The sequence below is a fragment of the Methylobacterium trifolii genome (assembly GCF_022179685.1).
Lineage (GTDB): Bacteria > Pseudomonadota > Alphaproteobacteria > Rhizobiales > Beijerinckiaceae > Methylobacterium > Methylobacterium trifolii.
Map to the genome: position 1 here is coordinate 1 of NZ_BPRB01000105.1, position 26883 is coordinate 26883.

The window sequence follows — 26883 nt, forward strand, 5'->3', positions numbered from 1 at the left end:
GTCCGCGACCTCGTCGCCCTGTTTCGCACGCTGCCCAACGCCAAGGGCTCGTTCGCGACCAAGGCCGTCAACCCCGACCTGCTGGCCTACGATCCCCAGGGGCGGACCCGCATCCGCTTCTCCTTGATGCCGGCGCGCATCGCCAGGGTCGTCGACGTGCGCACCGCCCCGATCCACGAGCGGATCGCGGCCATCGACGCCTTCGTGGCCGCCGGCTACGAGGTCCACGTCAACTTCTCGCCGGTCATCCTCTACGAGGGCTGGGAGGCGGATTGGCGGGCGCTGTTCGCCGAGATCGACGGCACCCTCTCGCAGGCCGCCAAGGCGCAGCTCAAGTGCGAGGTCATCATGCTGACCCACAACGCGGCCCTGCACGCGGTCAACCTCGGCTGGCATCCGAAGGCCGAGGAGCTGCTCTGGCGTCCCGACATCCAGGAGGCCAAGGTCTCGGAAGGGGGCGGGGACAACCTGCGCTACCGCGCCGGCTGGAAGGGCCGCTGGCTCGCCCGCTTCAAGGCGTTGCTGGCCGAGACCATGCCCTACTGCACGGTGCGCTACGCGTTCTGAATCCGCCTCGACCGCGGGCCTTCCGCAGACGACCGGCCATCGCCGCTCCGGGTGTCCAGGCATGCCGTATCGGTTCGGGCGTCGTCAGGACATGGCGACGAGGGCGACGCCGCCGACCATCAGGATGCCGCCGAGGATGCGCCAGAGGGTGGCCGGATGGCGCTCGAAGCCGACCCAGCCGAAATGGTCGAGCACGATCGAGGTGACGACGCCGGCCGTCACGAGCAGCCCGAGGAAGGGCGCCGCGCCGATCTGCCGGGCGACCACGAACTGCGCCAGGATGATGCCCCCGCCGAGGATGCCGCCGAACCAAGCCCACCACGGCATCTCCATGGCCTGCGCGTAGGTCGGCCAGGCGAGTTTGCCCGAGGCCAGCCCGACCGCGAGGATGCAGCTCGCCGTGCCCGCCGCGACGACGAGGCCGGCGGTCAGCGATTGGGACAGCCCCTTGGACAGGGCCCCGTTCTGTCCCGCCTGGACCGCGTTGGCCACGCCGGCCAGGAGGACGAAGCCGTAGAGATACCACATCGCCTGCCCCGGCCCGACCCCGATGGAGGTGAGGTAGGGCGATCGCGGCGTTCCAGGGTTCCTGTTGGCAAGTCTGCGACCTCTCGTCCGGCCCGGAACACGGGCCGCGCCGGCCGGTTGCCCGAATCCGCATCACCGGCTGCCGTTTTCCCACGCAGCCCGGGCGGTTCAGTGACGAGTGCGTATGCAATTCCCCAGAGACGACCGTGACCACCCCCTTGCCCACGCGTTCCGCGCCTTCATCCGCAACCCGCCCTTTCCCTGTGTCGGCGCGAAATCCGCGCTGTCGAAGGAGCAGGTGAAGATCGTCGTTGCCCGCGACATCACCTCCGGCTGGGACGACATGCGGATCTACCCCGCGCTTCTGGCCTTCGCCGCGCGCTACAAGCGGGCGCCGGACCTGTTCCAGAGCTTCGCCGTCGTGTTCGAGGGGCCGGGCGATCTCGGCGAGGAGCAGTTCGAGCGCCACCTCTGGGCGCGCGCGCAGTCACTCGCCGACAAGGATTCCTGGCTCGGCCAGCCCTGGGACCGGCGCGTCGCGACCGATCCCGAGAGCCCGCACTTCTCCCTGAGCTTCGGCGGCGAGGCCTTCTTCATCGTCGGGCTGCACCCGCGTGCGAGCCGGCCGGCCCGGCGCTTCGAGGCGCCGGTCCTGGTGTTCAACCTGCATGCGCAGTTCGAGCAGCTGCGGGCGGCCGGCCGTTACGAGAAGCTTCGCACGTCGATCCTCCAGCGCGATGAGGACCTGGCCGGTTCGGTCAACCCGATGCTGTCGCGCCATGGGGAAATGTCGGAGGCGCGCCAATACAGCGGCCGGGCGGTGGACGATGCCTGGCGCTGCCCGTTCCAGGGCCGGACGGACGCCGCCGATGTGCAGTGAGCCGCACCGGACCATCGCGCCGCGATCCGGCGCGGCCTTCACCCTCGACCGGGGCCAGAGGCTGACGGTGATCGATCCGATGGGCGAGCAGGTCGCGGACCTCCTCGCCTTCAATCGCCACGATACGGCCGAGGTGATCTCGTCGGGCCGGACCCTGGACTACGCCAGCCGGATCTACCTGACGACGGGCGACCCGCTCTACTCGAACCGCTCGAACGTGCTGCTCCGCATCGTCGAGGACACGGTGGGCCGTCACGACTTCCTGCTGACGCCGTGCTCGGCCGAGACCTTCCGCATCATCTACGGCGACACCGATCCGCATCGCGGCTGCTTCGGCAACCTCGCGGCGGCGCTGGCGCCCTACGGCATCCTGCCGGATGCCATACCGGTCGCGTTCAACTGTTTCATGAATGTGCCGGTCGACGCGGCCACCGGGGCCCTGACCGTGGCCGCCCCCCTCAGCCGGGCCGGCGACCACGTCACGTTCGAGGCGGCGACCGACCTCGTGGTCGGGCTGACGGCCTGCTCCGCCCTGCAATCCAACAACGGGAGTTTCAAGCCGATCCATTATGTGATCTCCGGTTGAGGGACGAAGCCGCGCGGCACCATGAGCGGTGCGGGGGAGGAGAGAGCGTCGATGCGTGCGGACCCGACAGGGGACGGTGCGGCGTGGCGGCGCTTCGGCGCGAACTTCGTGCTGTCCGGTCTGGGGCTGGGGCTCGCCGCCATCGGGTTCGCGGCCATGATGGACCCCTACGGCCTGCGCGCGGCGCCAGGGCAGCCCTCCGGTCCGATCATGGACAGCAACCAGCGCTTCACCTACCCGCAGATCGCCCGCGGCGGCGGCTTCGATGCGGCGGTGTTCGGCACCTCGACGGCACGCCTCCTCGATCCGCAGGCGCTGGACCGTGCCTTCGGCGCGCGTTTCGCCAACCTCGCGATCAACGCCGCGACCCCGGACGAGCAGGCCCGGCTCGCCCGGCTGTTCCTGCAGCGTGAGGGTGTGCGCGCCGTCCTGTTCGGCCTCGACGCCACCTGGTGCGCGCCGCATCCGCCCGCCCGCACCACCCATCCGTTCCCGGACTGGCTCTACGCGCCGGGTGCGCCGTGGGGCCTGCTCAAGCAGGCGAACTGGCAGGGCCTGACGGTGGCCGGCCGCGTCGCCCTCCACCGCCTCGGCCTTGCCGGCCCCCGCATCCGCGGCGACGGCTACGCCGTGTTCACGCCGCCGGAGGCCGCCTACGACCCGCATCGAGCCCGGATGCACATCCACGCGGGCACCGCCCACGATCCGGACTCGGCCGATGCCACGGGAATGCGGCCCCAGCAGTCCGCCCCGGCGGACGGTATGATGCCGGCGCTGGAGACCCTGGACCGCCTGCTCGCCGCGGTGCCGGCCGGCGCCCTCAAGCTGATCGCGTTCATGCCGGTGCACGCGGCCGCGCAAGGGCCGCCGGGTAGCGCACAAGGGCTGCGCGAGGCCGCCTGCAAGGCGCGCGTGACGGAGATCGCTCAGGCGCGCGGCGCGGTCGGAGTCGATTTCCGCATCTCGTCCCCGGTGACGACGCGGGACGAGAACTACTGGGACGCCCTGCATTACCGCCTGCCGGTGGCCGGCCGCATCGTGGCGGGCCTCAAGGCGGCGGCGGAGACGGGGCGCGATGCCGAGGACGGGTTCTACCGCGTCCTGGCCCATCCCTGACGGGCGATGCCGCCGGGAGGCGAGCTATTGCTGTGCCACCACGCTGTAGATCACGAGGCCCGCGCCGATGACGATCGAGGTGTAGGCGAAGGCGACGCTGCGCCAATCCGAATCGCGGGTGGAAAGGGCGCGGTGCAGGCGTTCCATGTCCATGATCCAACTCCTCCGGTCCCGATGCGGAATCGGCGGCCCGCCCGACGGCGGGCTGCCCCGCGCACGCACCACCCGGCGATCCGGACGGTGCGGCGCGCGCGAAGTCCCCGGCTCCCCACGCCCCTCCGAGCCCGCGGGAGCCGGGGGCCCGCATCAGTAGAAGGACAGGCCGGCGCCGTAGGGGCCGACATGGAAGACCGGGCGGGCATAGGCCGGCGGGCCGTAGTAGCGGCGCGGCCCGTAATAGCCGGAGCGGCGATACATCGGACGGCAATGGCCCCAGGCGTTGGGGGCGAAGCCCGGGCCGCAGCCGTAGGCGACGGTCTCGACCGCATCGCCCGCCAGGGCGAGGGCCCGGGCCGGCGACAGGGGGGCGGCACTCGCGGAGGACGCGAGGCCGAGCGTGCCCGCGACCAGCGCCGCGATCCCGATTTTCCTGGACAGCATCATGATTGACCTCCTCGAATGTTCGGGGCTGGTTCTGCCGTGCCGCGAACTATCGAAGGGGTAGACCGGCCTGCGAATGCTGGATGTGCCGAATGGTACGCGAGAATTCAGCAGTCGGACGGGTTTTCGTTGGGCTCGATCATTGATGTCCCCCGGTGTGCGGGTTCGCACCGTTCCGGCCTTCACGATGCGACCGCCGGATACCGTGCCGATATGCACGACGATGCTCTCCCGTCGGAAGGCCGATACCGAGCCTTGATGCCTCTGGACGCGGATTCCGCAAGACTACGTAAGCAAATTCTAGGGGCGGCTCAGAGCGCCGAACGAGAAAAATGTGAAAATTCTGTGTCGGCGGTCTGTTCAAGCGCGGCCGTTCGGATAATCTCCATGTCGAGGCAAGATAGATTTCACGCTTCGGCACGCGCCGCGCGCGTCCGATGATCGGTTTTAATTAGCTCATCCGACAGTTAAAGATCGATCCAAATAGTTCGGATCTTTTTAGGCTGTTTCTTAATGGTATATTCTTGGCCGGCTGGATTTGTCATCGTCGCATCAAGCATTCCGCAATCGCGGCTCACTGAATAAAAGGATCGAGCGAATGCATATTTCGAAGTCTGCCCTTGCCGTCGTCGGCGCCGCCCTGCTCATGTTCGTCCCGATGATGCCGCGTGCCTCGGCCGGCGCCCTCGATGGGCTCGCAGGTGCCGCTGTCGGTTTCGCGCTGGGCGCGATGGTCGCCGGACCTCGGCCGGGCTACTACGCGCCCCGGTCGCGCCGTGTCGCCGTCTACCGGAGCCGCCCGGTCCGCAGGCACTACGCTGCCGCACCGGGCCGCCGCCGCGCCGGATCGGGGGGCGTCGCCGTCAACGCCGCCTCCGATCCCTTTGCGAATTCCGCTCCCGCCAGACCGATTCCCGTCAGTGGTCGCTGACGCTTCGTAGCACGCGGGCATCCGCCGACCGGGATGGATCGGCGCACACGGATATCGGCAAGGTTGCCTGAACGATGCTGACTGTTCCTCGCGCGCTGCTTCCCCTCTTGGTGACGGTCCTGTGCTGCATTGCGTCGCTGGCGCAGGCGATCACGATCCTCGGCGTGGACAAGACCATCGGCAAGGTCTCGGGCTGGTCGATCGGCGTCAACACCGCCCTGAACGGCTGTCTCGCCGCCGCGACCTATCAGGACGGGACGACGGTCTGGATGGGGATGGACGGCGGAAAGGACGAAGCCTTCGTCGCCTTCACCAATCCCCGCTGGAAGTCGATCGACGTGGATCGTTCCTATCCCCTGATGCTGCTCACGGGTCGGCGCGGCCGGTGGAAGGGCCAGTTCGTCGGCATCGAGCGCACCAGCGAACGCGGCCTGTACGCGTCGGGCCTGAAGAAGCGCTTCGTCCTCGATCTGGCCGAAGCGGGCAGCCTCGGCCTCGTCTTCGAGAACCGGACCATCGCGCAGCTCTCGATGTCCGGTTCGGGGGACGCCCTCGACGCGATGTTCACTTGCCAGAAGTCCGTCATCGAGGCGAAGGCGGCACCGGGCCAAGTGCCGGAGGGCGGCGGGTCCACGCCGCGCAAGAACGGGGCGAGTTCGGGAACGGGATTCTTCGTCTCGGATGTCGGCCATGTCCTGACCAACAACCACGTGATCGAGGGCTGCTCCGAGATCAACGTCGCCAAGTTCGGAGTGCCGTCCATGCGCGCCCGCCTCGTGGCGACGGACGTGCAGAACGATCTCGCCGTTCTCAGTACGCCGTTCGACCGCCCCGTGGTCCCGGCCCTGTCGCTGCGCCCTCGGGTGGGCGAGAGCGTCTACGCCTACGGCTTCCCGCTCCCCGATCTCCTCGCAGCCTCGGGCAACTTCACGGTCGGCAACATCACCGCGGCCGCTGGCCTCGGCGATGACACGCGGATGCTGCAGATCTCTACGCCGGTCCAGCCCGGCAACAGCGGCGGCCCCCTGGTCGATCAATACGGGGCGATCGTGGGCGTGATCACGTCCAAGCTGAACGCGTTGAACGTCGCCAAGTCGAACAACGACATTCCGCAGAACGTGAACTTCGCGATCAAGGCGATGATCGCCCTGAACTTCCTCGATTCGAACGGCATTCCGCCGGCCGTAGGAACCAAGAGCCAGACATCGATGGACCCGGCCAGTGTGGCCGAGCAGGCCAAGCTGTTCACGGTCCACGTCACCTGCCGCTGAACGGGAGACTTCATGGAAGGGCGGCCCCGGGGGCCACTGCGCCTCAGGTCCGCGCCCCCTCCGCCCGCGCCCAGCCGGCGCGGGTCTCGTCGCAGAAGTCGGCGAGGCGCCCGGCCGCGATCGCCCCGCGCAGGCCCGCCATCAGGTCCTGGTAATAGGCGAGGTTGTTCCAGGTCAGCAGCATCATCCCCAAGATCTCGTCCGAGCGTACGAGGTGGTGGAGGTAGGCGCGGGAATAGTCGCGGGCGGCCGGGCAGGTGGAGGTCTCGTCCAGCGTGCTCGTATCCTCGGCGTGGCGGGCGTTGCGCAGGTTGACCCGGCCGTGGCGGGTATAGGCGAGGCCGTGGCGGCCGGCCCGCGTCGGCATCACGCAGTCGAACATGTCGATGCCGCGGGCGACCGAGCGCATCAGGTCGTCCGGGGTGCCGACACCCATCAGGTAGCGGGGCTTGCCGGCCGGCAGGTGCGGCTCCACCGCCTCGATCATGGCGAGCATCACCGCCTGCGGTTCGCCCACCGCGAGGCCGCCGATGGCGTAGCCCTTGAGGTCGAGGCCGACGAGGGCCTTGGCGCTCTCGACGCGCAGGGCCGGCACGTCGCCCCCTTGCACGATTCCGAACAGAGCCTTGCCCGGCTGCTCACCGAAGGCGGCCCGGCAGCGCTCGGCCCATCGCAGGGACAGGTGCATCGCGCTCTCGATCGCCTTCGGCTCGGCCGGCAGGCGCACGCACTCGTCGAGCTGCATCTGGATGTCGGAGCCCAGAAGCCCCTGGATCTCGATGGAGCGCTCCGGGCTCATGTGGTGGCGCGTCCCGTCGATGTGGGACTGGAAGGTCACGCCCTGCTCGTCGAGCTTCCGCAGGGACGAGAGCGACATCACCTGGAAGCCGCCCGAATCGGTCAGGATCGGCCCGTCCCAACGCATGAAGCGGTGCAGGCCCCCGAGGCGGGCCATCCGCTCCGCGCCGGGGCGCAGCATCAGGTGGTAGGTGTTGCCGAGCACCACGTCGGCCCCGAGGGCGCGCACCTGCTCCGGATACATCGCCTTGACGGTCGCGGCAGTGCCCACCGGCATGAAGGCCGGCGTCCGGATCGTGCCCCGCGGCATGGTGATCGCGCCGGTGCGGGCCGCCCCGTCGGTGGCGTGGACCCGGAAGCGGAAGTCGTCCGTGGGGCCGGGAATCTCGGGTGTCGGTGTCATGGGGCTCCGGCCGGAAACAGCAGGCTCGAATCGCCGTAGGAGTAGAAGCGGTAGCCGGCGGCGATGGCGTGGGCGTAGGCCGCGCGCATGGTGTCGAGCCCGGAGAAGGCCGAGACCAGCATGAACAGGGTCGAGCGCGGCAGGTGGAAGTTCGTCATCAGCGCGTCGACGGCCCGGACGCGGTAGCCCGGCGTGATGAAGATCTCGGTCGGCCCGGCGAAGGGGCGCAGGCGCCCGTCCGGGTCGGCCGCGCTCTCCAGGAGGCGCAGCGACGTGGTGCCGACAGCCACGATCCGCCCGCCAGCAGCGCGGACGCGGTTCAGGTCGTGCGCGGTCGCAGCATCGAGGAATCCGACCTCCGCATGCATCCGGTGGGCGTCGGTGTCGTCGGCCTTGACCGGCAGGAAGGTGCCGGCCCCGACATGCAGGGTGACGTGGTGGCGGCCGATCCCGGCGGCATCGATCCGCGCCAGCATGTCTTCCGAGAAGTGCAGGCCCGCGGTCGGGGCGGCGACGGCGCCGGGCTCGCGGGCGTAGACGGTCTGGTAGTCGGTGGCGTCCCGCGCGTCGGCGGGCCGCTTGCCGGCGATGTAGGGGGGCAGCGGCAGGCTGCCGAGCGTCGCGATCCGCTCGTCGAGGGCCGGGCCGGAGAGGTCGAAGCGCAGGCGGATCTCTCCGCCCTCTCCCTTCTCCAGGAGCGTAGCGGCGAGTTCGCCGAGGTCGCAGGGGGCGCCCGTGGCTAGAGCGGAGTCGCCGAAGCGCAGGCCGTCGCCGGGGGCGAGGCGCTTGGCGGGGCGGGCGAAGGCGCGCCAGGTCTCCGGGTCCTCACGCAGGTGCAGCATCACCTCGGTGCGCTGGCCCGGCGCGCCGGGGCGGGTGCGCACGCCCTGGAGGCGGGCCGGGATCACCCGCGTATCGTTGAACACCAGGGCATCGCCCGGCCGCAGCAGGGCGCAGAGGTCGTGCACCTGCCGATCCTCGAAGGGGGCGCCGGGGCGCACCACGAGGAGCCGCCCGGCATCGCGCGGCTCGGCCGGGCGCAGGGCGATGCTGGCCTCGGGCAGGTCGAAATCGAACAGGTCCACGCGCATCGGCTCGTCACCTGCACCGATCGCGGGCGCGGTTCAATGGCCGGCGGCCGGCGGAACGGGGCAATCGCGCTTCCCCGGTTCCGTGTCTTGTTCCGTGCCTTGCCCCGATCGGGCGCGCCCGCATCCGTGGGCCCAGGCTTTCGGCTCAGGCGAGGCGCTCTTCGCGCCCGCCGCGGCGCTACGCGAAATCGGCGGCCTCGTAGAAGCGGCGGATCTCGATCTCGCTCGGGGTCGGCATGGGGTTGGGGCAGCGCATGACCCAGGCTTGCGCCTCCGCCATGTCCGTCACCTCCCAGATCCAGAAGCCGGCGAGGAGTTCGCCGGTCGCCGCGAAAGGCCCGTCCGAGACGGTGCGGCTCGTGCCGTCGAACCTGATCCGCTTGCCCTCCCGAGTCGGGCGCAGGCCCTCGCCCATCTTCAGGAGCCCGGCATCGGCCAGTTCCCCATTGAACCGGTCCATCGCCTCCATGAGCTCGCTGGAGGGCATGATTCCAGCCTCGCTCTCGGCCGTCGCCTTCACCAGAACCATCACGCGCATCGGTCTTCCCCATGGCCGTGAGACGCGGATCGGCCTCACCTTATCAAGACGCACGAGGTTCTGGCGGCCCGACATTCGGCGAGCCGTTTTTTCGAGGTGGCCGCCGGTCCTGCCGCAATCGTGGCGTCGCGCGATTGGCGCCGCCGGCGGAACCGTGCCCGGATCGCGTCCGTTCCCGCGAGACCCGGCCGTCCCGGAGCCGGGATTCGGAAACCGATATGCCCTGGTACGCCGTGCGTCCCCGCGATTCCGCCGATCCCCGCTGGCCGTTGCCCGACCGGCCGCAGGTGGTGCTCAAGGCCGCCGGTCCGGACGAGGCGCGGGCGACGTTCGAGCGGGCCTATCCGAGCGAGCCCTTCGGCACCCCGGCCTCGCCCGTCCCCGATGCCGGCCCCGGCAGCTTTCGCGGCGACGGCGACGGCCTGATCGTCGAGGAGACGGGCGAGCCGCCCTCCCCGGCCGATTGAGGATTTTGGGGGATGCCCCAGGTTTCTCCGGGAACCGCGTCCGAGACGAGGAATCCGACACCATGCCCGACGGACCGACGCCGCGCCGACCGGCCAGGATCACCCTGGACGGGCAGTTGCTGGGTTACTGGGAGCGGGAGGCTGCCCGCCTCGACGCGCTGGCCGCGAACGCGCGCTTCGGCTGGCAGAGGCGCGGCTACCTGCGCAAGGCCGAATCGGCCCGGGCGCAGGCCGCCCGCAGCCGGGTGCGGGAGGTGGAGCGCGGCGCGGTGATTCCCGGAGAGCCGGCCGCCTGAACGGCGGACGCCACGTCGCGAACGCGGCCGTATTCGTGTTTCTCACGAAACTCCCGCAGCGCCGCTGCGGCCAGACGGAGGCCCCCGGGTGATCGGGAGTCTTGTGAGGTGCACTTAGCCACGGCTAACACCTGTGCCGTGGCCTTGTGCCGCCCGCCTCCCGTATGGGCGCCCGGACGATCGGCCGGACGGACCCATGGACCGCACACAGAAAGCCGCCCTCGCCAGCGCCGGAATCGGCTTGGTCGTGATGGGCCTGAAATTCTCCGCCTACTGGCTCACGGGCAGCCTCGCCCTCTACTCCGACGCCCTGGAGAGCATCATCAACGTGGTGGCCGCGGCCGGCGCCTTCGTGGCGCTCCGGGTCGCTGGCCGCCCGGCCGATGCCGAACATCCGTACGGGCATCACAAGGCCGAGTTCTTCTCCGCGGTGATCGAGGGCGCGCTCATCATCGTCGCGGCGCTGCTGATCCTGCGGGAGGCCTATTTCGGCATCCTCGCGCCCAAGGCCCTCGACGCGCCCGGCATCGGCGCGGCCGTCAACGCGCTCGCCACCGCGATCAACGGGGCCTGGGCCTGGGCCCTGCTGCGCTGGGGCCGGGCCTGGCGCTCCCCGGCGCTGATCGCGGATGCGCGCCACGTCTTCTCCGACGTGGTGACGTCGGGCGGCGTCCTCGTCGGGCTCGGGGCGGTGCTGGCGACGGGCTATCCGGTGCTCGATCCGCTGGTGGCCGGATTGGTCGCCCTCAACATCCTGTGGTCGGGCTGGCAGATGGTGCGTGATTCGGTCGACGGCCTGATGGACCGGGCGGCGCCCGCCGAGATGATCGGCCAGATCCGCCAGTCGATCTCCCAGCACGGCGACGGCGCGCTCGAGGCGCACGACGTGCGCACCCGCTCGGCCGGCCAAGCCACCTTCATCGACTTCCACCTCGTGGTGCCGGGCGAAATGAGCGTGAAGGAATCGCACGACATCTGCGACCGGCTGGAGGAGGCCCTGGAAACCACGATTCCGGGGGCCGTCGTCACCATCCACGTCGAGCCGGGGGAACACGCCAAGGGGCGCGGGCTGCCGGTGATCTGAGGAAACCCGGCCCCGGTCGTCGGGGCCGGGGCCGAATCGCAAGGTCCGAGACTCAGACCGGCGCGGCACCCAGCCACTTCAGCACCACGAGGGTGCAGGTGACGGTGAGCGCCCCGCCGATGCGGGTGGCGATCTGGGCGAAGGGCATCAGCGCCATGCGGTTGGCCGCCGTCAGGATCGCCACGTCGCCCGTGCCGCCCTGGCCGCTGTGGCAGGCATTCACGATCGCCGTCTCGATCGGGTACATCTTGAGCATGCGCCCGACGATGAAGCCGGTGCCCATCAGCGTGGTCACGGTGGCGATGATGGTGATGAGGTTCGTCACCGTGAAGGCGGCCATGAGCTTGTCCCACGGCGTCAGCGAGACGCCGATGGCGAAGAGCAGCGGGTAGGTCATGCCGGTCTGCACGAACTTGTAGACGACGAAGCCCCCGGCCTGGAGATGGGGCGAGACCGCGCTGCAGAGCTTGGCCATCACCGCCAGGAACAGCATCGCCACCGGGGCCGGCAGGCCGATGATGTGGTGGCACATCACGCCGAGGAGATAGAGGGTGATCGCCGTGAGGCCGGCGGCGGCGATGGTCGCCACGTCCACCTGGCCGGACGCGGCCTCGGCCTTCGCCTTGGCGTCGCTCGACGGCATGTCGTTCTCATGGTCCGGCTGAAGGCGGCCCTCGCCGGTGAGGTGGGGGTACTTCTTGCCGACGAAGTTGAGGGTGCCGGCGAAGATGATCGCCGTGAGGCTGCCGAGCATCACCGGCGGCAGCACCTGGGCGAAGACGTCGCCCTGCGCCTGACCGAGGATCGCGGCGTAGCCGATCGAGAGCGGGATCGCCCCCTCGCCGACGCCGCCGGCCATGATCGGCACCACGATGAAGAAGAAGGTGTGGTGGGCGCCGAGCCCCAGCAGCGTGCCGACCAGGGTGCCTACGATGCCGGCCGCGACCGAGCCCACGGCCAGCGGCACGAAGATCTTGAGGAAGCCCTTGATCAGCACGTCCCGGTCCATCCCGAGGATGGAGCCGACGATGATGGCTGCGATGTAGATGTAGAGGAAGTTGGTGAACTTGGTGAAGTCGATGATCGACTTCTCGATCTGCGGCGGGATCAGCTTGTAGTAGACCAGGGCCGAGGGAACGAAGGTGGCGAAGATCGCCCCCGCACCGATGTTGCGCAGGATCGGCAGGCGCTTGCCGATCTCGGCGCAGGTGAAGCCCCCCATCACCAGCACGGCGATCATGGTCGGACCGTCCGGGCGGATCTCGCCTTCCAGCGTCAGGATGGTGAGCAGCGCGGCGACGATCAGATAGACCGGCAGCGGGATGATGCCGATCTTGTAGTCCACGAGGCGCCACCAGCCCTCCGGCCAGAAGCGGCGCGCGGCCGGCGGATCGGCTGCGGGCATGTCCACGGCCTGGGGTGCGACGGGGCTCGACACTGGGCGTTCTCCGATCATCCCGGCCTCTGCGGGCCGGTCAGCGTTCGTCGTCGGCGCGATCTCGCCTGCGCGCGACGTCTTTGGGCACGGCACGGAACGGTCCAGCGCCCCGACGGGCGGCCGGGCCTGCCGGCACGCGTCAGATTGGAGTTGGTCCAGAACGCCGCCTTCGCGTCAATCGGGCATCGCGGCCCCCGCGTGTCAATCCGGCGTTACCGTCTCCGGGGCGGCCGTCCCAGTCCGACGCCCCCGCGCCGGCTCCGGGCGGACCGGCGCCAACGAAAAAAGCCCGGCTGTGAAGCCGGGCTGAATCCGAAAGCCTTTGGAGGTCTCGATGGCCCCGGACGGGCCCGTCTCGGGCGCCGTCCAGGGTCGTTTCGTCGCCGATGGACGTCGATTTAGAAGTCGCGCTGGACGCGGGCGCGGAGCTGGAAGATGTCCTCGCTGTTGATCGTGCGGACCGGGTTGGCGAGGTTGTTCACGTAGGCGGCGGTCTGTCCGGGGACCTTGTTCAGGTCGAGGACGCGGCCGTTCTGGGCGCCGACCTTCACGTAGACGCCTTCCAGGCCGATATCGAGGTCCTTCACCGGGGACCAGATCAGGCTCGCGCCGGCGCTGACCTGGTAGGTGTCGCGCAGGACCTGGTTGAGGGCGTAGTACCGGGTGCCGGGGACGCCCGGGCCGGTGCCGAGGAGGCCGAAGTAGGAGCCCTGGGCGAAGCGGGCGCCGTTCGCGAAGGTGTTCTCGCCGTAGCTGCCGAAGAAGGCCGAACGCCACTCGGGCGACCAGTAGTGCAGCATCGCGGCGACCGCCGAGAAGCTGGTGGCGAGCTCGAGCCGGTTGGTGAACGGGTTGAGCGTCGCGTCCTGGAAGTACTGGCTGAAGGCCGAGCCCTGGATCGAGGTCGGGTTGCCGGTGTACGAGCCGGAGTAGGACGAGTTGCCGGTGTAGAGCTGCGTGCCCTCGCCGTAGGAGCCCTGGAGGTACAGGGTGTCGCCCGGCGCGATGAAGGGCAGGTTGAGCTTCAGGCCGCCCTGGACCGCCCAGCCGTACTCGCTCGGGGTGCGGGCCAGCGGACGGGCATTGGCCTGGGTGAGGGCCGCGCCGGCATTGGTGCCGACGAAGGTGGTGACGGTGTTGCCGGTGTTCAGCTCATGCACGGCACCCGAGACCTGGGCCGAACCCCAGGGGGCGTCGTAGCGCAGGGCGCCGACGAAGTCGGGCATCCGGTTGCGCTGGACCACGTCGGTGAAGCCGAGGCCGCTCGGCACGCCGGCGGCGGTGTAGCCGAGGAAGACGGGCGTCAGGGCGTTGGTCTGCGCGAAGATCAGAGCCGAGGATGAATTGGCTACCGCTGCGCCGGCGGCCGCGGCCTGAGACGAGTAGATCGGGGTGCGGCGGAAGCTCGGGTCTTCCATCGAGATCGTGGCGGAGAAGCCGTTGCCCAGCGTCGCGGTGTAGGCGGCGAGGTTGGTCGAACCCAGGTCCGAACCGGAGGTCACGCCGACCATCTCGAAGTCGTGGGCGTAGAAGTCGAAGAACGACGAGGCGCGACCGGCGGTGAAGCCCGCGAACTGGATGAACGCCTTGTCGGTGTTCAGGTACTGCTCGACGCGGCCGTAGGCATCGACGCCGGCGCCCGGGAAGGCGTTGGCGATGCGGATCTGCGTGCCGGAATGCAGGGTCGGGATGCCGGTGCGGCTGGCTGCCTCGACGCGGAGGAAGGCGCGGAGGGTGCCGTAGCCGGTCTGGGTGCGGGCATCGATGTTGATGCGGGCGAGGCCCTGGTAGCCGCTGTAGTCGCCGGCGCCGTTGCCGCGGCCGACGGGAGCCTGGAAGCCGTACTGGAACCGCGCGCGGCCCGAGAGACGCAGGCAGGTGTCGGTGCCGGGGATGTAGAAGAAGCCGGCCCCATAGGCGGAGCAGACGCGGACGAACTCGATCGGGGCGGCCTTCTTGACCGGCAGATCGGCGGCTTGCGCTCCGGCGACCGCGGCGAAGGCGGCGGCCGATCCGAGCAGCGAGCTCTTCAAGAGCTTCATTGTCATCTCCAAAAGCTTCGAGACCCGAGGACGCACCATCGCAGCGGCTTCCACCTGACTGCCCGGTACTTGTTCTGTGCGGCCCGCGTCTTGGCGGCGGGCTCATCTGGGCTCGCTTTGGCGATGCCCCCAGTGCCAAGTCACTCTGTGCGAACGAACACGTCGGGGCAACGATGATTCGCAGGGACCCGGGCAGTTCCGGCAGCCTGTTGCCGCCCCGCCACATCTTCGGAAGGCCATAGCCGGCAATGAGTTGCGCGCGATCCTGAAAGGCGTGGAGAGGGCCGCCAGGGCGGGATTCGATACCGCAGGGCGACCGGACACGACCGGCCTGCAACCTGTAGTTTGGATCGCGAGGACAGATCTGGCGAAGTCTTCCGTATCCGCCCGCCTCCGGAATGCCTGCTCCCGGGACGGCGCATCTGCCGAGGACAGGTGGGTCGCCAGGGAGAGCGGGCCTCGCCGGAGATGCCGGACGGCCTCCCGCGAATCGCATTCGGCCGGCGCGGTGGCGGTGCCCCGGCGCGGACCCTCAGAGGCCGCCTGACCGATCGAGCCCCGGCGATCTCCTCATGCCCGAGAGTGCGCGACGCGCCATTCCAGAAGATCGCATGTGCCGCCGAGGACTTTGACGGTCCTGTTAAAGACTCCCACCGTGCAGAGGCACTTCAAGGCGCGTCTGCGCCAAAGAGAACGGTCGGTTCGCGTCTCCTCGCGGTGGAACGCTCATCCCATAAGTCGAACATTCAGCGTCCGTAGATGTCCTCGACGCGGATGATGTCGTCCTCGCCCGTATAGGAGCCGACCTGCACCTCGATCAGTTCCAGGGGAATCTTGCCGGGGTTGGTCAGCCGGTGCATCGAACCGATCGGCAGGTAGACGGCCTCGTTCTCGTGCACGAGCACCACGCGGTCGTTGATCGTCACCTCGGCGGTGCCGCGCACGACGACCCAGTGCTCGGCCCGGTGGTGGTGCTTCTGCAGGGAGAGCCGTCCGCCCGGGGTCACCTGGATGCGCTTCACCTGGAAGCGCTCGCCGATGTCGATGCGCTGGTACCAGCCCCAGGGGCGATACATCCGCAGGTGTGCATCGGCCTCCGGGTGGGCGTTGGCACGCAGGGTGGCGACCAGTTCCTTGACCTCGCCCGAGCGCGCCTTCGAGGCGACGAGCACGGCGTCGGGCGTGGACACCACCACCACGTCGTCGAGGCCCACCACCGTGGTGAGGCCGTCGCCCTCGCTGTGGATCAGGCTGTTGCGCGTCTCGATCAGCTCGACCCGCCCGCGAAGGGCGTTGCCCTGGGCGTCCTGCGGCAGCACCTGCCAGACCGCGTCCCAGGTGCCCACGTCCGACCAGGGGAAGGACACCGGCAGCACGCCGGCCCGCGTGGTCCGCTCCATCACGGCGTAGTCGATGGAGATCTTGGGGGCGCGTGCGAAGGCTGCCGCGTCCAGGCGGACGAAGTCGAGGTCGGTCACGGCCGCGTCGAGGGCGGCCCTGGCGCCGGCGAGCACGTCGGGCGCGTGCGCCTCCAGTTCGGCGAGCATCAGGTCGGCCCGGAACAGGAAGTAGCCGGAGTTCCACAGGGCGCCCTCGGCGATCAGGCGCTCGGCGCCGGCCGCGTCCGGCTTCTCCACGAATCGCTCGACCCGCGCGGCGCCCTCCGCCTCGGGGAGCGGGGCGCCGCGGCGGATGTAGCCGTAATCTGTGGCCGGCCGGGTCGGCTCCACGCCCAACGTCATGGTGTAGCCCGCCCGCGCGCCCACGGCCGCGGCGCTGACCGCGCGCACGAAGGCCGCGGTGTCGCCGATGACGTGGTCGGCGGCCATGATCAGCACGACGGTCTCCGGGTTCCGGCGCGCCGCGTGCAGGGCCGCCACCGCGACGGCGGCTGCCGAATCCCGTCCCTGCGGCTCCAGGACGATGTCGGCGGACAGCCCCACCTGCGCGAGCTGCTCGGCGACGATGAAGCGGGCCTCGCTGGAGGCGATCACGGCGGCCCTGGCGAAGGTGGCGGGGTCGGCCACGCGCTGTGCGGTCGCCTGGAATGTCGAGAACTTGGGGTCGACGAGGCGGGCGAACTGCTTGGGCATGCTCGCCCGCGAGGCGGGCCACAGCCGCGTGCCCGAGCCGCCGCAGAGGATCACGGGAAGAATGTCGGCGACGCACGCTGCGCTCATCGAGAACCGCTCCGAAACCCGATCGTCGGGCGCTGCCCGGTAGAGCCCGGACGGCGCCGACCCAATGATAGGCCGAACAGGATCGACCAAGCCGGCGCCCCGATGCCCCGGCCCGGTGTCCATGCGGGCAAGCGTCCTGGCGATCAAGCGACTTGGCGATCAAGCGGCTCGGCGATCAAGCCGGCAGCTGCCCGACACGCCCGGCGCGCAGGAATCGTGCCTAAGCTTTGCCCCCGCGGCAAGACGCCCATCGAACGGCAGCGCGGAACGCCCTGCGGGTCCTGCGCGCGGCGTTGGGGCGTTCTTGCGTCCGGCGGGTCGGAAGGCTAGGGAAATGAAGCCTTCACCGGCTGTCGGGGTGTAGCGCAGTCTGGTAGCGCACCTGGTTTGGGACCAGGGGGTCGTAGGTTCGAATCCTATCGCCCCGACCATGTTTTTAGGGCCGTCCGCCTCTGGGAGCCGTTGAACCGATGCCGAGCGCCCGCATCTTCCAGCCCACGAAGGACGCCTCGCAATCGGGGATGGCGCGGACCAAGCTCTGGCTGCTCGAATTCGACCAGACCGGTCCCCGCGAGACCGACCCGCTCATGGGCTGGACCGGCTCCTCGGACATGCTCCAGCAGGTCCGCCTCGAATTCGAGACCCGCGAGGAGGCCATCGCCTACGCCAAGCGCGCCGGCATCGCCTATCGGGTCGAGGAGCCGCAGAAGACCGTGATGCGCAAGGGCCTGTCCTACTCGGACAATTTCAAGTTCAACCGCACGGCGCCCTGGACCCACTGAGGGCCTGTCCGATCTCCGGAGCGGCGCTTCGGACGACTGGCGCGCCTCGTCTCGCGATCTCGATTGCGGAGGGCTGGCCCGACAAGCCGCTTCCCGGTGCCGAAACGCGGCCTTGCGACCGATGCGACGTGAGGGTCGCTCACGCCGTTCACGGCCGCGGCGAACGTAGAACGATGCCGTTTCCAGGGAGTCTGCGGCCAAACGGTCCCGGACGGGACGCCGCCCGTCGCGACCGGCCGCTCACGCCCGGTCGGCGCGACGCCGAGACTCGTCTCCGGCCGCCGCGTCCGGCAGGACGCCGGGCCCGCCGCCATCCCAGCGTGACGCCATGATCCCCCACCTCGCCTCCGAGCCCGTCACCGTGTCGGTCTACGCGGCCTTCTGCGCCGAGCTGCGGGCGCGCGGCTTCTCCGGAGACCTCTCCCTCGGCTCGGGCGACCGGACCGTCATGGCGACGGACAACTCGATCTATCAGCTGACGCCGCAGGCGATCGCCTTTCCGCGGGGCACGGACGATCTCGTCCGCATCGCGACGCTCCTCGAAAAGGAGAGGTTCGCCGGGGTGCGGATCGCGCCGCGCGGCGGCGGCACCGGCACCAACGGCCAGTCCCTGACGGACGGTCTCGTCGTCGACCTGTCGCGGCACATGAACCGGATCGTGGCCATCGACCCGGAGCGGCGCACGGCGCGGGTCGAGGCGGGCGTCGTCAAGGATCAGCTCAACGCCGCCCTCAAGCCCTTCGGGCTGTTCTTCGCGCCGGAACTCTCGACCTCGAACCGCGCCACGATCGGCGGCATGATCTCGACGGATGCCTGCGGCCAGGGTTCCTGCCTCTACGGCAAGACCCGCGACCACGTGCTGGACCTCACGACGGTCCTGTCCGACGGGATCGTGTGGCGTTCGGCGCCCCTCGACGGGGCCGGCCTCGCGGCCGCGCAGGCGCGCCCGGACCGGGCCGGCGCGATCCACCGCGCGGTGGACCGGCTGCAGCGCGAGAACGCGGCTCTCGTCGCCGCGCGGTTCCCGAAGCTCAACCGCTGCCTCACGGGCTACGACCTCGCCCACATCCGGCGCGCCGACGGTCGCTTCGACCTCAACGCCGTGCTGTGCGGCTCCGAGGGCACGCTGGGCTTCCTGGCGGAGGCGACGCTGTCGGTCCTGCCGATCCCGCGGCACGCCGCGCTCGTCAACGTGCGCTACGACAGCTTCGATGCGGCCCTGCGCGACGCGCGGACCCTGGTCGAAGTCGAGGCCGCCTCGATCGAGACCGTCGATTCCCGGGTGCTCGCCCTGGCGCGCAACGATATCGTCTGGAGCGAGGTCAGCGCCTACTTTCCCGACGATCCCGAGGGACCGGCTGCGGGCGTGAACCTCGTCGAGGTGCTGGCCGACACGGCGGCGGACCTCGAAGCCCGGCTCGCCGTCGTGACGGACCTGCTGTCCGAGGGCGGCCGGACCGGCGGGCGCCGCGGCTTCACCGTCGCCCGGCAGGCCGCGGCCGACCCGGTCGCGCCGCAGGAGGCGTCTGCCCGCCGGTCCGCGGCGAACGCGCAGGGCAGTCGACGGCTCGGCGAAGACGGTGACGAAGCCGTCTCTGACGGGGTGCTGCTCGCGCTGCCCGAGGCGGGCGATGCGGTCACCCGCATCTGGGGCATGCGCAAGCGGGCGGTGGGTCTGCTCGGCAACATGAAGGGGGACGCCCGTCCGATCCCCTTCGTCGAGGACACCGCCGTCCCCCCTGAGAACCTCGCCGACTACATCGCCGAATTCCGCGCGACGCTCGACCGGCGCGGGCTCGTCTACGGCATGTTCGGCCATGTCGACGCGGGCGTGCTGCATGTCCGCCCGGCCATCGACATGAAGGCGCCGGGCGCCGAGGCGCTGATCCGGGCGATGACGGAGGAGGTCGTCGCCCTGACGGGCAAGTACGGCGGCATCCTCTGGGGCGAGCACGGCAAGGGCGTGCGCTCCGAGTTCTCGCCGCAGGTGTTCGGGCCGCTCTACCCGGTGCTGCAGGCGGTGAAGGCGGCCTTCGATCCCCGCGACCAGTTCAACCCGGGCAAGATCGCCGCCCCCGACGGGGCCACGCTGCTCACCGTCGACGGCGTGCCGACCAAGGGGCAGCACGACCGCGCGATCCCGACGCCCGTGCGGGCCGGCTACGACGAGGCCCTGCACTGCAACGGCAACGGCGCCTGCTTCAACTGGGACCCGGACGATGCCATGTGCCCGTCCTGGAAGGGCACGCGCGAGCGCCGTCACTCGCCGAAGGGCCGCGCCCAACTGATGCGCGAGTGGCTGCGGCGGCTTGCGGCCTCCGGCACCGATCCGCTGGCCGAGGCGCAGCGGCTGCGCACCCGCCCGGCCTGGCGCGCCTTTCCGGGACGCGTCGCCGCGACCCTGCGTCGGCGGGAGGACGATTTCTCGCACGCCGTCCACGAGGCGATGGCCGGCTGCCTCGCCTGCAAGTCGTGCACGGGCTCCTGCCCGATCAAGGTGGACGTCCCCACCTTCCGGGCGAAGTTCCTCGAACTCTACCACGGCCGCTACCTGCGGCCCCTGCGCCATCACGTGCTCGCCGCGCTTGAGACGCTGGTGCCGTGGCTGGCCAGGGCGCCCGGTCTCGTCAACCTCGGGACGGCGCTCGGGGCCTCCGGCATGGTCGGGCTCGTCCATACCCCCAGGCTGTCCGGCCTGAACCTCGATCGCGAGATCGCCCGCCGCGGCGTCGGCCTCGCCAGCGCACAGGCCCTGTCGGCGCTGTCGGCCCCCGAGCGGCTGAGGAGCGTCGTCGTCGTCCAGGACGCGTTCACGAGCTACTACGAGACGCCCGTCCTGCTCGACCTGCTCGATCTCCTGATCGGGATCGGGATACGGCCCTGGCTCGCGCCCTACCGGCCGAACGGCAAGCCGCTCCACGTCCACGGCTTCCTGGGGCGGTTCGAACGGCTCGCCTCCGTCAACGCGGACGAGTTCGGCCGGCTTTCCGCCACCGGGATCGACCTGATCGGTCTCGATCCCTCGATGACGCTGACCTACCGGTCGGAATACGCGCAGGCGCTTCCGGGACGCGACCTGCCGCGCGTCCAGCTCGTCCAGGAATGGCTGGCCGCCCGCCGCGAGGGCCTCCCGCGCGCCTCCGGCACCCAAGCCTACTGGCTGCTGCCCCATTGCACCGAGCGGACGACGGCCCAGCCCGCCGTCGTCGCCTGGTCCACCGTCTTCGAGGCGTTCGGGCTCACCCTCGCGACGCTGCCGTCCGGCTGCTGCGGCATGGCCGGCACCTACGGCCATGAGGCCGAGCACCGGGCGATGTCCGAGCGCATCTACGGCCTCAGCTGGGCGCGGCACGTGGCCGAGAAGGGGCCGACCGGCCGGCTGCTGGCCGACGGATATTCCTGCCGCTCGCAGGCCAAGCTCGTCGACGGCGTCCGCCTGCCGCACCCCGTCTCGATTCTCTGCGCCCACCTCTCGGCGGGCGGCGGCACGGCGGCCGGACACCGCCGCCCGGCCGAGGCGCGGGGCTGATCGATCGCGCTGCGGGCAAGGAGCCTGTCATGGCAGGCCGCACCCTCGGGCGGGCCTCGAAGCGGTCGCCTGCTACGACACGTCCGCCACCCTCATCCCGTCGCGGACGGCCGAGGCCGATGGTCTCGGAGCCGAGCGACACCGAAAGGGTGCGGCCTACAGCGAGACGGCGAACGTCGGAGGGGATGCGGTGCTCGATTCGCGGAGGAGCGGGCTGCCCGCTTCATCGAACGGGGAAGCCCGAAGAGCATGTGGCACACCGCCGTGGCACGGTCCGCCTGTCGCAACTGCTTCGTCCGGCTTGAGTTTCTGAGGCGTGGACGCTTCTCGGAACATTGGCGCCCGGGAAAGGACTGGCACCCCCAGGGTGTGGCTTGCAATGGTATCATAGGCCGTTCACGACCGCCCGCATGTCCACGCTGCACTTGCCGCCGCCGCGCTTGGCCGGAAGGATCAGAGGGGCGATCGGCGCCCACTCCGCATCGGTCAGGTCGCTCGGATAACGAAGCTCGCTGCGGTCGTAGCGAGACCGGTTCCCAGTCTCCGCATCGGCAACCTCCAAACCCAGCCGCCTTGAATCGCAAACCACTCTCGTCGCTCAATATGTCGCCAGACAGACACCGAGGCACGGTCTGCCGAGCCGAGCCGCTTCAGGTCAAACCCGCCCCCCAAATGCCGGGACCGAACATCTGATAATCCTCCAGCCACGGCTCGAAACTCGCCGTTAACCTTAATGAGTAATTTGTCGGATCGTTAGTGGCTTTACGCAGGCTGTACCTGCCGCCGCGCGAGGATGGCAAATTATGCGGCTGATCATCGGCGCAATCATCGTCTTCGGCTGCGTCTTCGGCAGCTACGCGGCGATGGGTGGCCACCTGGAAGTCCTTTGGCAACCGTACGAATTCGTCATCATCCTCGGTGCGGCGATCGGCGCCTTCGTCATCGGCAACACCGGGCCGGTGCTCAAGGCCGTGCCCGCCACGCTGGGCATGCTCGTGAAGGGCCCCAGATATAAGCAGCAATGCTATGTCGAACTGCTGGGGATGCAGTATTCATTGTACAAGCTTGCGAAGCAGAAGGGTTTGATGGCGCTCGAGCCGCACATCGAAAATCCGAGCGAGTCGACGCTGTTCAACGCCTTCCCGACGTTTGCCGCGAACCATCACGCGGTCGAGTTCGTCTGCGACTACATGCGTATGGTGACGCTGGGCGCCAACAACGTCCACGAGATCGACGCTCTCATGGACGAGGAACTGGAGACGCACCACCAGGAGCAGGAGCGCGTCGTTTCGGCCATGCAGGCGCTCGCCGACGGAACACCGGCGCTCGGCATCGTCGCCGCCGTGCTCGGCGTGATCAAGACGATGGGGGCGATCAAAGAGCCGCCGGAGGTGCTGGGACATCTGATCGGCGGCGCGCTCGTAGGCACCTTCTTCGGCGTCTTCGTCGCCTATGGCTTCTTCGGGCCCATGGCGCAGTCGCTCAAGAGCCTCTTCGAGGCCGAGTCCAAATATTACGTTTCACTCAAGGCGGGTCTCCTCGCCCACATCAGCGGCCAGCCGCCGGTGATGGCGGTGGAATTCGCCCGCAAGGCTCTGATGAGCGACGTCCGCCCGACCTTCAACGAAGTGGAAACGGCAACCGCCGCTCTGCCCGCCTAGATCCGACCCGATCTCGAGCAAGGACTCGACGACCATGGCCGTCCAGCCGATCATCATCAAGAAGGTCAAGAAGGCCGCTCATGCGCACCACGGCGGGGCCTGGAAGATCGCCTATGCGGACTTCGTGACCGCCATGATGGCGTTCTTTCTGCTGATGTGGCTGATCAGCATGACGACCCAGGAGCAGAAGATCGGCTTGGCGGAATACTTCGCGCCGGCTGCTCTGAGCCCTGCAACCAGTGGCGCCGGCGGAATGCTGTACGGCACCTCCCTCGACACTTCGGGCAACAAGCCGTCCAAGCCGCGCGACGCAGCGACGGGCTCTGCCGAGCGGGAGGACAGAGCGCGTTCGACCAGTCCGGACCGCGCCAGCGATCTCGCTGCCAGCGTTGAGGCCAACTACAGCGCCATAGCCAGCCTCCGGCAGGCGCTCCAGAAGATGCCCGACATTGCCGAGCTGTCGCGCAACATCGTGATCGAGCAGACCAAGGAGGGCGTGAACGTTTCCCTCGTGGACCAGGATGGCCGCTCCATGTTCCGCGAGGGCTCCGTCGACCCCTACGAGCGCACCCGTCGCGTACTGGAGGCGCTCGCGCCCGCCCTGCGCCAGCTGCCCAACCGCCTGTCTATAACCGGCCACACGGCAGTCGCGCGCCCGGGCTCGGCGCGGGCCGGCGAACCCTGGAACCTCACCGCCGGGCGTGCGCTCGCCGTGCGCGAGATCCTGGCGGGTGCCGGGGTTCCCAACGACAACTTCGCTTCCGTGGTGGGACGCGCCGACACCGAGCCGGTTTTCCCCGATAACCCCTACATCGCGTCGAACCGACGGGTGACGATCGTTCTGCTCAATGGGAGTCCGCCGGTGCCCCCGAACTTTCTTCGCTGACGACATGACGCCTCGCCGCTGCGTACCAATCGGTACCGACGCGGACGCACGGGGTTTCGCGTTGGCGGCGGATCTGGTTCGATGGGGCGAGCGGGGGGGGCGCCATGTCTGCAGCCATTGCCCTGCGAGACGATTTCGCTGCCGATGACCTGCGACGGCCGGCCGAGGCCAGCCGGGACGCCAGTCCGAGCCGGCGCCTACTGGCGCCGGCAGGAATCGACAACGGCGGCATCCGCACGGACGCCGGCCGGATCGGGGCGGTGAGCCTTCAGAGACGGTGCGCGATTGGGTGCAGGCTTTCGATGCGCAGGGGCCGGACGGGCTGATCGACGGCAAGGCACCGGGGAAGGCGCCCAAGCCGATCCCCGAACAGCATCAGGCGCTTGCCGCCATCGTGGAGCGCGGTCCCGATCCGGACCGGGACGGCGTGATGCGCCGGCGGTTGAAGGATCTGGCCGCCTGGATCCGGACAAGCTTCGGAGTGAGCCTGCACCAGATTTCGGTCGAGCGCATGGTCAAGGCGCTCGGCTTCCGCAAGCTCTCGGCGCGCCCTCGGCATCGTGCCCACGATCCGGCCACGCCGGCCGCGATCAAAAACACCTGCCCGCCGAACTGAGTGCGATCCGCGCGCGGCTGCCGCTTGGCACGCCCATCGAGCTCTGGTGGCGGGACGAGGCGCGTGCCGGCCGGAAGAACACCCTGCCGCGCCGTGGCTCTCGGCCCGCAGCCCCCAAGGATCAGCGAACGGAGTACGCCTCCATCTTCGGGGCGATCTGGCCCGAGAGAGGCAAAGGCGCCGGCCTCGCCCTGCCGCGCCGCACCGAGTCGGCGATGACCGCGCATCTCCGTGAGATCAGTCTCGCCGTCGATCCCGGTGCCCATGCCGTCCTGATGCTCGACGGAGCCGGATGGCACATCGCCGACGAACCGATCGTTCCCGACAACATCAATCATGCCGTCGGCTGAAGACCTTGCGGGGCCTCACACCCTGCGAGCATGTCCTTCAGGTCTGGACGAAGGAGTCCAAGCGCTTCAGGCCCAATCCGTCACACCACATCCCGGGACCATACATCCAGCGGCCTCGGGATTGACTTGGCGCGACCGCGAACAGCGCCGGATGCGGGATCCGCGCCGGCTTCTCGCAGGACCTTCTTGGGTAGAGGCGAAGGCTTCCAAACCAGCTTCGCCGCCCCGGACGCCACGATGCAAACGAGGCCGATCGCAATGCCTTCCCATGCTGGCTACGGCTTGCTCGCCAAAGCAACAAGTCCGCCGATCCCGAACACAGCGATGCGCGGCTTGAAAAGCATGGGGAAATCCTACTCGGCCTTCGTTTTCTAGTCTCCAGAATAATGCCCTGAAATTTTATCTAACGGAGCGCCAATCAAGACCAATCGTGCTGCGCGGCAATCACAAGGGACAGTCATCCGAGCTGGGGGCTTGTCGCAAGCTGGGCCTGCGGATCGTCGACGGCCAAGACCGGGAGGATGCCGAGCAAGACCAGCGCGAAACGCGTTGCCAGACCTCACAACGTTGTAAATTATCAATTGCAGCGTTTATCATCGTGATCCGGTCAAATCTGACTGTTCTGGACGATTTTCCAGAGGAGGTAGGCAATCGTGATGCCGGCCGAAACTACAAAAACGCAGAGAATCCGTACGGTCCTGTCTAACTTCTCGACGCGCTCGAGAAGCGATATCGTGTTGCCCAGCGCGTGAGACGCATCCTGCCTGGCGTGGGCGAGTAAAATATCCTTCGTTTGGTCATCGAGACTGTAATGAGGCCGATCCACCCGATTGTATCCGAGTTCGTCGAACAGGACGTCGCGAGCAATGGCTTGATTGTCCCAGCTCTCGCCTTTCAATCCTACTGCGTTCCGAATCTTGATTGTCGATTGTATACGCTTGGTGGCTTTGTTCATCTTTTCCTCGCGTCATAGCCTTATAAGTTACGGCGGATTGAGTCGGCGCTCAGTTCATCGAGCGAGACCCCGTGCTTCTCCCGCAGGTCGTAGGCGAGGGCCTCCAGGTAGGGCTTGTCGCAAGCCGTGCCTTACTACCAATCTGCGCTGATCCCGACCGATGGTCGGGATCAGCGCGTCCGGCGGACGCCCGCCGCCCCGCTTTCGGGGGGGGCGAACGGCGATGACTCGCGCTCACCGCCGTTCGGCATTAGGCCGCAAGGAAGTCCTGAACCGCCTCGGTTTCGGATTTTGTCAACCGCCTGAAGTCCGAAGCGGACACCAACCCTCGGGCCAGACCATTCGGAACTGGGTCGCCGAGGTCGACCGTAGCGAGGGGCGTCGCGAGGAGAAGCGCCCGGGTGCCGATCCCGGCCTGACGACGGCCGAGCGCGACGAACTCATCCGGCTACGGCGTGAGAATCGGCAGTTGAAGCTGGAGCGCGATATCCTCTCCCGCGCGCGACAGCCTGGTTTGCGCGGGAGACTGGAGTTCTGCCGTCGGGGTCTTCCGGTTCATGAGCGCCGACCAGGCCGACTTCCCGATCACGGTGCTGGCGCGCATCCTCGGCGTGAAGGCCGGGTACGATGCCTGGGCCGGCCGGTAGCCCTCGGCGCGACGCGTGGCGGACGCTGCCCTGCCGAGGCGGATCCGCGCCGTCCATATCGGCTCGCACGAGACCTGTGGCGCGCCCCGCGCCCATGCCGACCTGCGCGCGCGCAGGGCGAGCGGCATTCCTGTAAACGCAGTGCCCGGCTGAGGCGCGAGGCCGGCCCTGGTCGGGGCCAGCCATCGGCGCGGTGGGCCCCTCACGACGCGGCGGGACCGGGAGGCGCGTCCGGCTCCCGATCTCGTCGACCGCAACCTCGCTGCCGCGGCCCCGAAGCTCCGGGTGGCGGAACCGAAGGACCGCGCAGCTATATCACCGACGTGCCGACTCCTGCCGGCTTCCTCGACCTCGCCGTCGTGCTCGTTCTTCGACAAGCGCAGGATGAGGGCCTTCAGCCGCCGGATCGTCGGCTGGGCGATGGCCAACCACCTCCGGTCGGAGCTCGTCCGGGACGCCCTGGAGATGGCCGTCACCCGGCGCAGGCCCCACGACGTGATCCATTATTCGGACCGGGGATCACGATACACGTCGCTGGCGCTCAGTAGCCGCTGCCAGGGGGCGGGCGTGCGCCCATCGATCGCTCGGTCGGCGATGCCGACGACAACGCCACGGCCGAGAGCCCTCATCCTCGTCTTAAG

The 26883-nt window shown here is 69.1% G+C and carries 23 protein-coding genes, 1 tRNA gene and 3 pseudogenes; 16 read left to right on the forward strand and 11 right to left on the reverse strand.

Annotation, left to right across the window (positions count from 1 at the left end):
* Nucleotides 1-567: spore photoproduct lyase family protein (locus tag COGEMETH_RS10255; RefSeq protein WP_373875339.1), on the forward strand; the 567-nt coding region annotated here is incomplete at its 5' end.
* 84 nt (nt 568-651) lie between these two features.
* On the opposite strand, the gene COGEMETH_RS10260 is transcribed toward COGEMETH_RS10255, so the two are convergent.
* A complete protein-coding gene (locus COGEMETH_RS10260; RefSeq protein ID WP_238182477.1) occupies nt 652-1095 on the reverse strand; it encodes a DMT family transporter in 444 nt (147 codons plus the stop codon).
* Between the two features lie 184 nt (nt 1096-1279).
* Here COGEMETH_RS10260 and gntA point away from each other — a divergent pair, with 184 nt between their 5' ends.
* The 3 genes from gntA to COGEMETH_RS10275 are packed head-to-tail and all read left to right on the forward strand — an operon-like array spanning nt 1280 to nt 3677.
* Nucleotides 1280-1975 (forward strand): guanitoxin biosynthesis heme-dependent pre-guanitoxin N-hydroxylase GntA, encoded by a 696-nt coding sequence (gene gntA / locus COGEMETH_RS10265; protein WP_238182478.1) that lies wholly within the window; start codon nt 1280-1282, stop codon nt 1973-1975.
* On the forward strand, nt 1965-2561 hold the full coding sequence (locus COGEMETH_RS10270) for a DUF1989 domain-containing protein (protein WP_238182479.1): 597 nt from the start codon (nt 1965-1967) through the stop codon (nt 2559-2561). The genes gntA and COGEMETH_RS10270 overlap by 11 nt, the downstream gene beginning before the upstream one ends.
* A 51-nt stretch (nt 2562-2612) precedes the next feature.
* Nucleotides 2613-3677 carry a hypothetical protein gene (locus COGEMETH_RS10275; RefSeq protein WP_238182480.1) on the forward strand — a complete coding sequence of 355 codons (1065 nt, stop codon included), beginning with the start codon at nt 2613-2615 and terminating at the stop codon, nt 3675-3677.
* A 24-nt stretch (nt 3678-3701) separates the two neighbouring features.
* Here the strand turns inward: COGEMETH_RS10275 and COGEMETH_RS25595 are convergent, their stop codons facing one another.
* Together COGEMETH_RS25595 and COGEMETH_RS10280 are read right to left on the reverse strand one after the other, a co-directional pair.
* On the reverse strand, nt 3702-3830 hold the full coding sequence (locus COGEMETH_RS25595; RefSeq protein WP_283214975.1) for a hypothetical protein: 129 nt from the start codon (nt 3828-3830) through the stop codon (nt 3702-3704).
* A gap of 153 nt (nt 3831-3983) precedes the next feature.
* A complete protein-coding gene (locus COGEMETH_RS10280; RefSeq protein ID WP_238182481.1) occupies nt 3984-4280 on the reverse strand; it encodes a GCG_CRPN prefix-to-repeats domain-containing protein in 297 nt (98 codons plus the stop codon).
* 1002 nt (nt 4281-5282) lie between these two features.
* On the opposite strand from COGEMETH_RS10280, the gene COGEMETH_RS10285 reads away from it, so the two are divergent.
* On the forward strand, nt 5283-6479 hold the full coding sequence (locus tag COGEMETH_RS10285) for a S1C family serine protease (RefSeq protein WP_238182482.1): 1197 nt from the start codon (nt 5283-5285) through the stop codon (nt 6477-6479).
* Between the two features lie 43 nt (nt 6480-6522).
* On the opposite strand, the gene tgt is transcribed toward COGEMETH_RS10285, so the two are convergent.
* The 3 genes from tgt to COGEMETH_RS10300 form a co-directional block, all read right to left on the reverse strand.
* Nucleotides 6523-7680, reverse strand: coding sequence for a tRNA guanosine(34) transglycosylase Tgt (gene tgt, locus COGEMETH_RS10290; RefSeq protein ID WP_238182483.1), 1158 nt, complete (start codon nt 7678-7680; stop codon nt 6523-6525).
* A complete protein-coding gene (queA, locus tag COGEMETH_RS10295) occupies nt 7677-8771 on the reverse strand; it encodes a tRNA preQ1(34) S-adenosylmethionine ribosyltransferase-isomerase QueA (RefSeq protein WP_238182484.1) in 1095 nt (364 codons plus the stop codon). Before queA ends, tgt begins: the two co-directional genes overlap by 4 nt.
* 178 nt (nt 8772-8949) lie before the next feature.
* The gene (locus COGEMETH_RS10300; protein WP_238182485.1) at nt 8950-9309 is read right to left on the reverse strand and encodes a YciI family protein; all 360 of its coding nucleotides are present in this window, start codon (nt 9307-9309) and stop codon (nt 8950-8952) included.
* Between the two features lie 218 nt (nt 9310-9527).
* Between COGEMETH_RS10300 and COGEMETH_RS10305 the strand changes: the two genes are divergently transcribed.
* From COGEMETH_RS10305 to COGEMETH_RS10315, 3 genes are all read left to right on the forward strand, one after another.
* Complete coding sequence (locus tag COGEMETH_RS10305) at nt 9528-9776, forward strand: hypothetical protein (RefSeq protein WP_238182486.1); 249 nt, start codon at nt 9528-9530, stop codon at nt 9774-9776.
* A 62-nt stretch (nt 9777-9838) separates the two neighbouring features.
* A complete protein-coding gene (locus COGEMETH_RS10310; RefSeq protein WP_238182487.1) occupies nt 9839-10072 on the forward strand; it encodes a hypothetical protein in 234 nt (77 codons plus the stop codon).
* 196 nt (nt 10073-10268) lie between these two features.
* On the forward strand, nt 10269-11156 hold the full coding sequence (locus COGEMETH_RS10315; protein ID WP_238182488.1) for a cation diffusion facilitator family transporter: 888 nt from the start codon (nt 10269-10271) through the stop codon (nt 11154-11156).
* Between the two features lie 52 nt (nt 11157-11208).
* On the opposite strand, the gene COGEMETH_RS10320 is transcribed toward COGEMETH_RS10315, so the two are convergent.
* The 3 genes from COGEMETH_RS10320 to COGEMETH_RS10330 all read right to left on the reverse strand — a co-directional run bounded on the left by COGEMETH_RS10320 (nt 11209) and on the right by COGEMETH_RS10330 (nt 16816).
* A complete protein-coding gene (locus COGEMETH_RS10320) occupies nt 11209-12612 on the reverse strand; it encodes a 2-hydroxycarboxylate transporter family protein (protein ID WP_373875340.1) in 1404 nt (467 codons plus the stop codon).
* A 380-nt stretch (nt 12613-12992) separates the two neighbouring features.
* Entirely contained in the window at nt 12993-14636 is a 1644-nt protein-coding gene (locus COGEMETH_RS10325; protein ID WP_238182489.1) for a porin, read from the reverse strand.
* Between the two features lie 746 nt (nt 14637-15382).
* Entirely contained in the window at nt 15383-16816 is a 1434-nt protein-coding gene (locus COGEMETH_RS10330) for a mannose-1-phosphate guanylyltransferase/mannose-6-phosphate isomerase (protein WP_238182490.1), read from the reverse strand.
* A gap of 354 nt (nt 16817-17170) precedes the next feature.
* On the opposite strand from COGEMETH_RS10330, the gene COGEMETH_RS10335 reads away from it, so the two are divergent.
* The 3 genes from COGEMETH_RS10335 to COGEMETH_RS10345 all read left to right on the forward strand — a co-directional run bounded on the left by COGEMETH_RS10335 (nt 17171) and on the right by COGEMETH_RS10345 (nt 21127).
* Nucleotides 17171-17247: transfer RNA gene (locus tag COGEMETH_RS10335), tRNA-Pro, on the forward strand.
* Between the two features lie 39 nt (nt 17248-17286).
* A complete protein-coding gene (locus tag COGEMETH_RS10340; RefSeq protein ID WP_238182491.1) occupies nt 17287-17598 on the forward strand; it encodes an ETC complex I subunit in 312 nt (103 codons plus the stop codon).
* 328 nt (nt 17599-17926) lie between these two features.
* Nucleotides 17927-21127, forward strand: coding sequence for an FAD-binding and (Fe-S)-binding domain-containing protein (locus COGEMETH_RS10345; protein ID WP_238182492.1), 3201 nt, complete (start codon nt 17927-17929; stop codon nt 21125-21127).
* Between the two features lie 388 nt (nt 21128-21515).
* On the opposite strand, the pseudogene COGEMETH_RS10350 reads toward COGEMETH_RS10345, so the two are convergent.
* Nucleotides 21516-21689, reverse strand: a pseudogene (locus COGEMETH_RS10350) (transposase); the annotation flags it as partial.
* Nucleotides 21690-21930: 241 nt separating this feature from the next.
* Here COGEMETH_RS10350 and motA point away from each other — a divergent pair.
* From motA to COGEMETH_RS10370, 4 genes and pseudogenes are all read left to right on the forward strand, one after another.
* The gene (gene motA, locus COGEMETH_RS10355) at nt 21931-22788 is read left to right on the forward strand and encodes a flagellar motor stator protein MotA (RefSeq protein ID WP_238182493.1); all 858 of its coding nucleotides are present in this window, start codon (nt 21931-21933) and stop codon (nt 22786-22788) included.
* A 34-nt stretch (nt 22789-22822) separates the two neighbouring features.
* The gene (locus COGEMETH_RS10360; protein ID WP_238182494.1) at nt 22823-23674 is read left to right on the forward strand and encodes a flagellar motor protein MotB; all 852 of its coding nucleotides are present in this window, start codon (nt 22823-22825) and stop codon (nt 23672-23674) included.
* A gap of 104 nt (nt 23675-23778) precedes the next feature.
* Nucleotides 23779-24622, forward strand: a pseudogene (locus tag COGEMETH_RS10365) (IS630 family transposase); the annotation flags it as partial.
* Nucleotides 24604-24765 (forward strand): annotated as a pseudogene (locus tag COGEMETH_RS10370) (IS481 family transposase); the annotation flags it as partial. The pseudogenes COGEMETH_RS10365 and COGEMETH_RS10370, both read left to right, overlap by 19 nt.
* A gap of 482 nt (nt 24766-25247) precedes the next feature.
* On the opposite strand, the gene COGEMETH_RS10375 reads toward COGEMETH_RS10370, so the two are convergent.
* Nucleotides 25248-25595, reverse strand: coding sequence for a hypothetical protein (locus COGEMETH_RS10375; protein ID WP_238182495.1), 348 nt, complete (start codon nt 25593-25595; stop codon nt 25248-25250).
* Nucleotides 25596-26626: 1031 nt separating this feature from the next.
* On the opposite strand from COGEMETH_RS10375, the gene COGEMETH_RS10380 reads away from it, so the two are divergent.
* Nucleotides 26627-26883 (forward strand): DDE-type integrase/transposase/recombinase (locus COGEMETH_RS10380; RefSeq protein ID WP_238182496.1); only part of this gene is annotated, 257 nt, incomplete at its 3' end.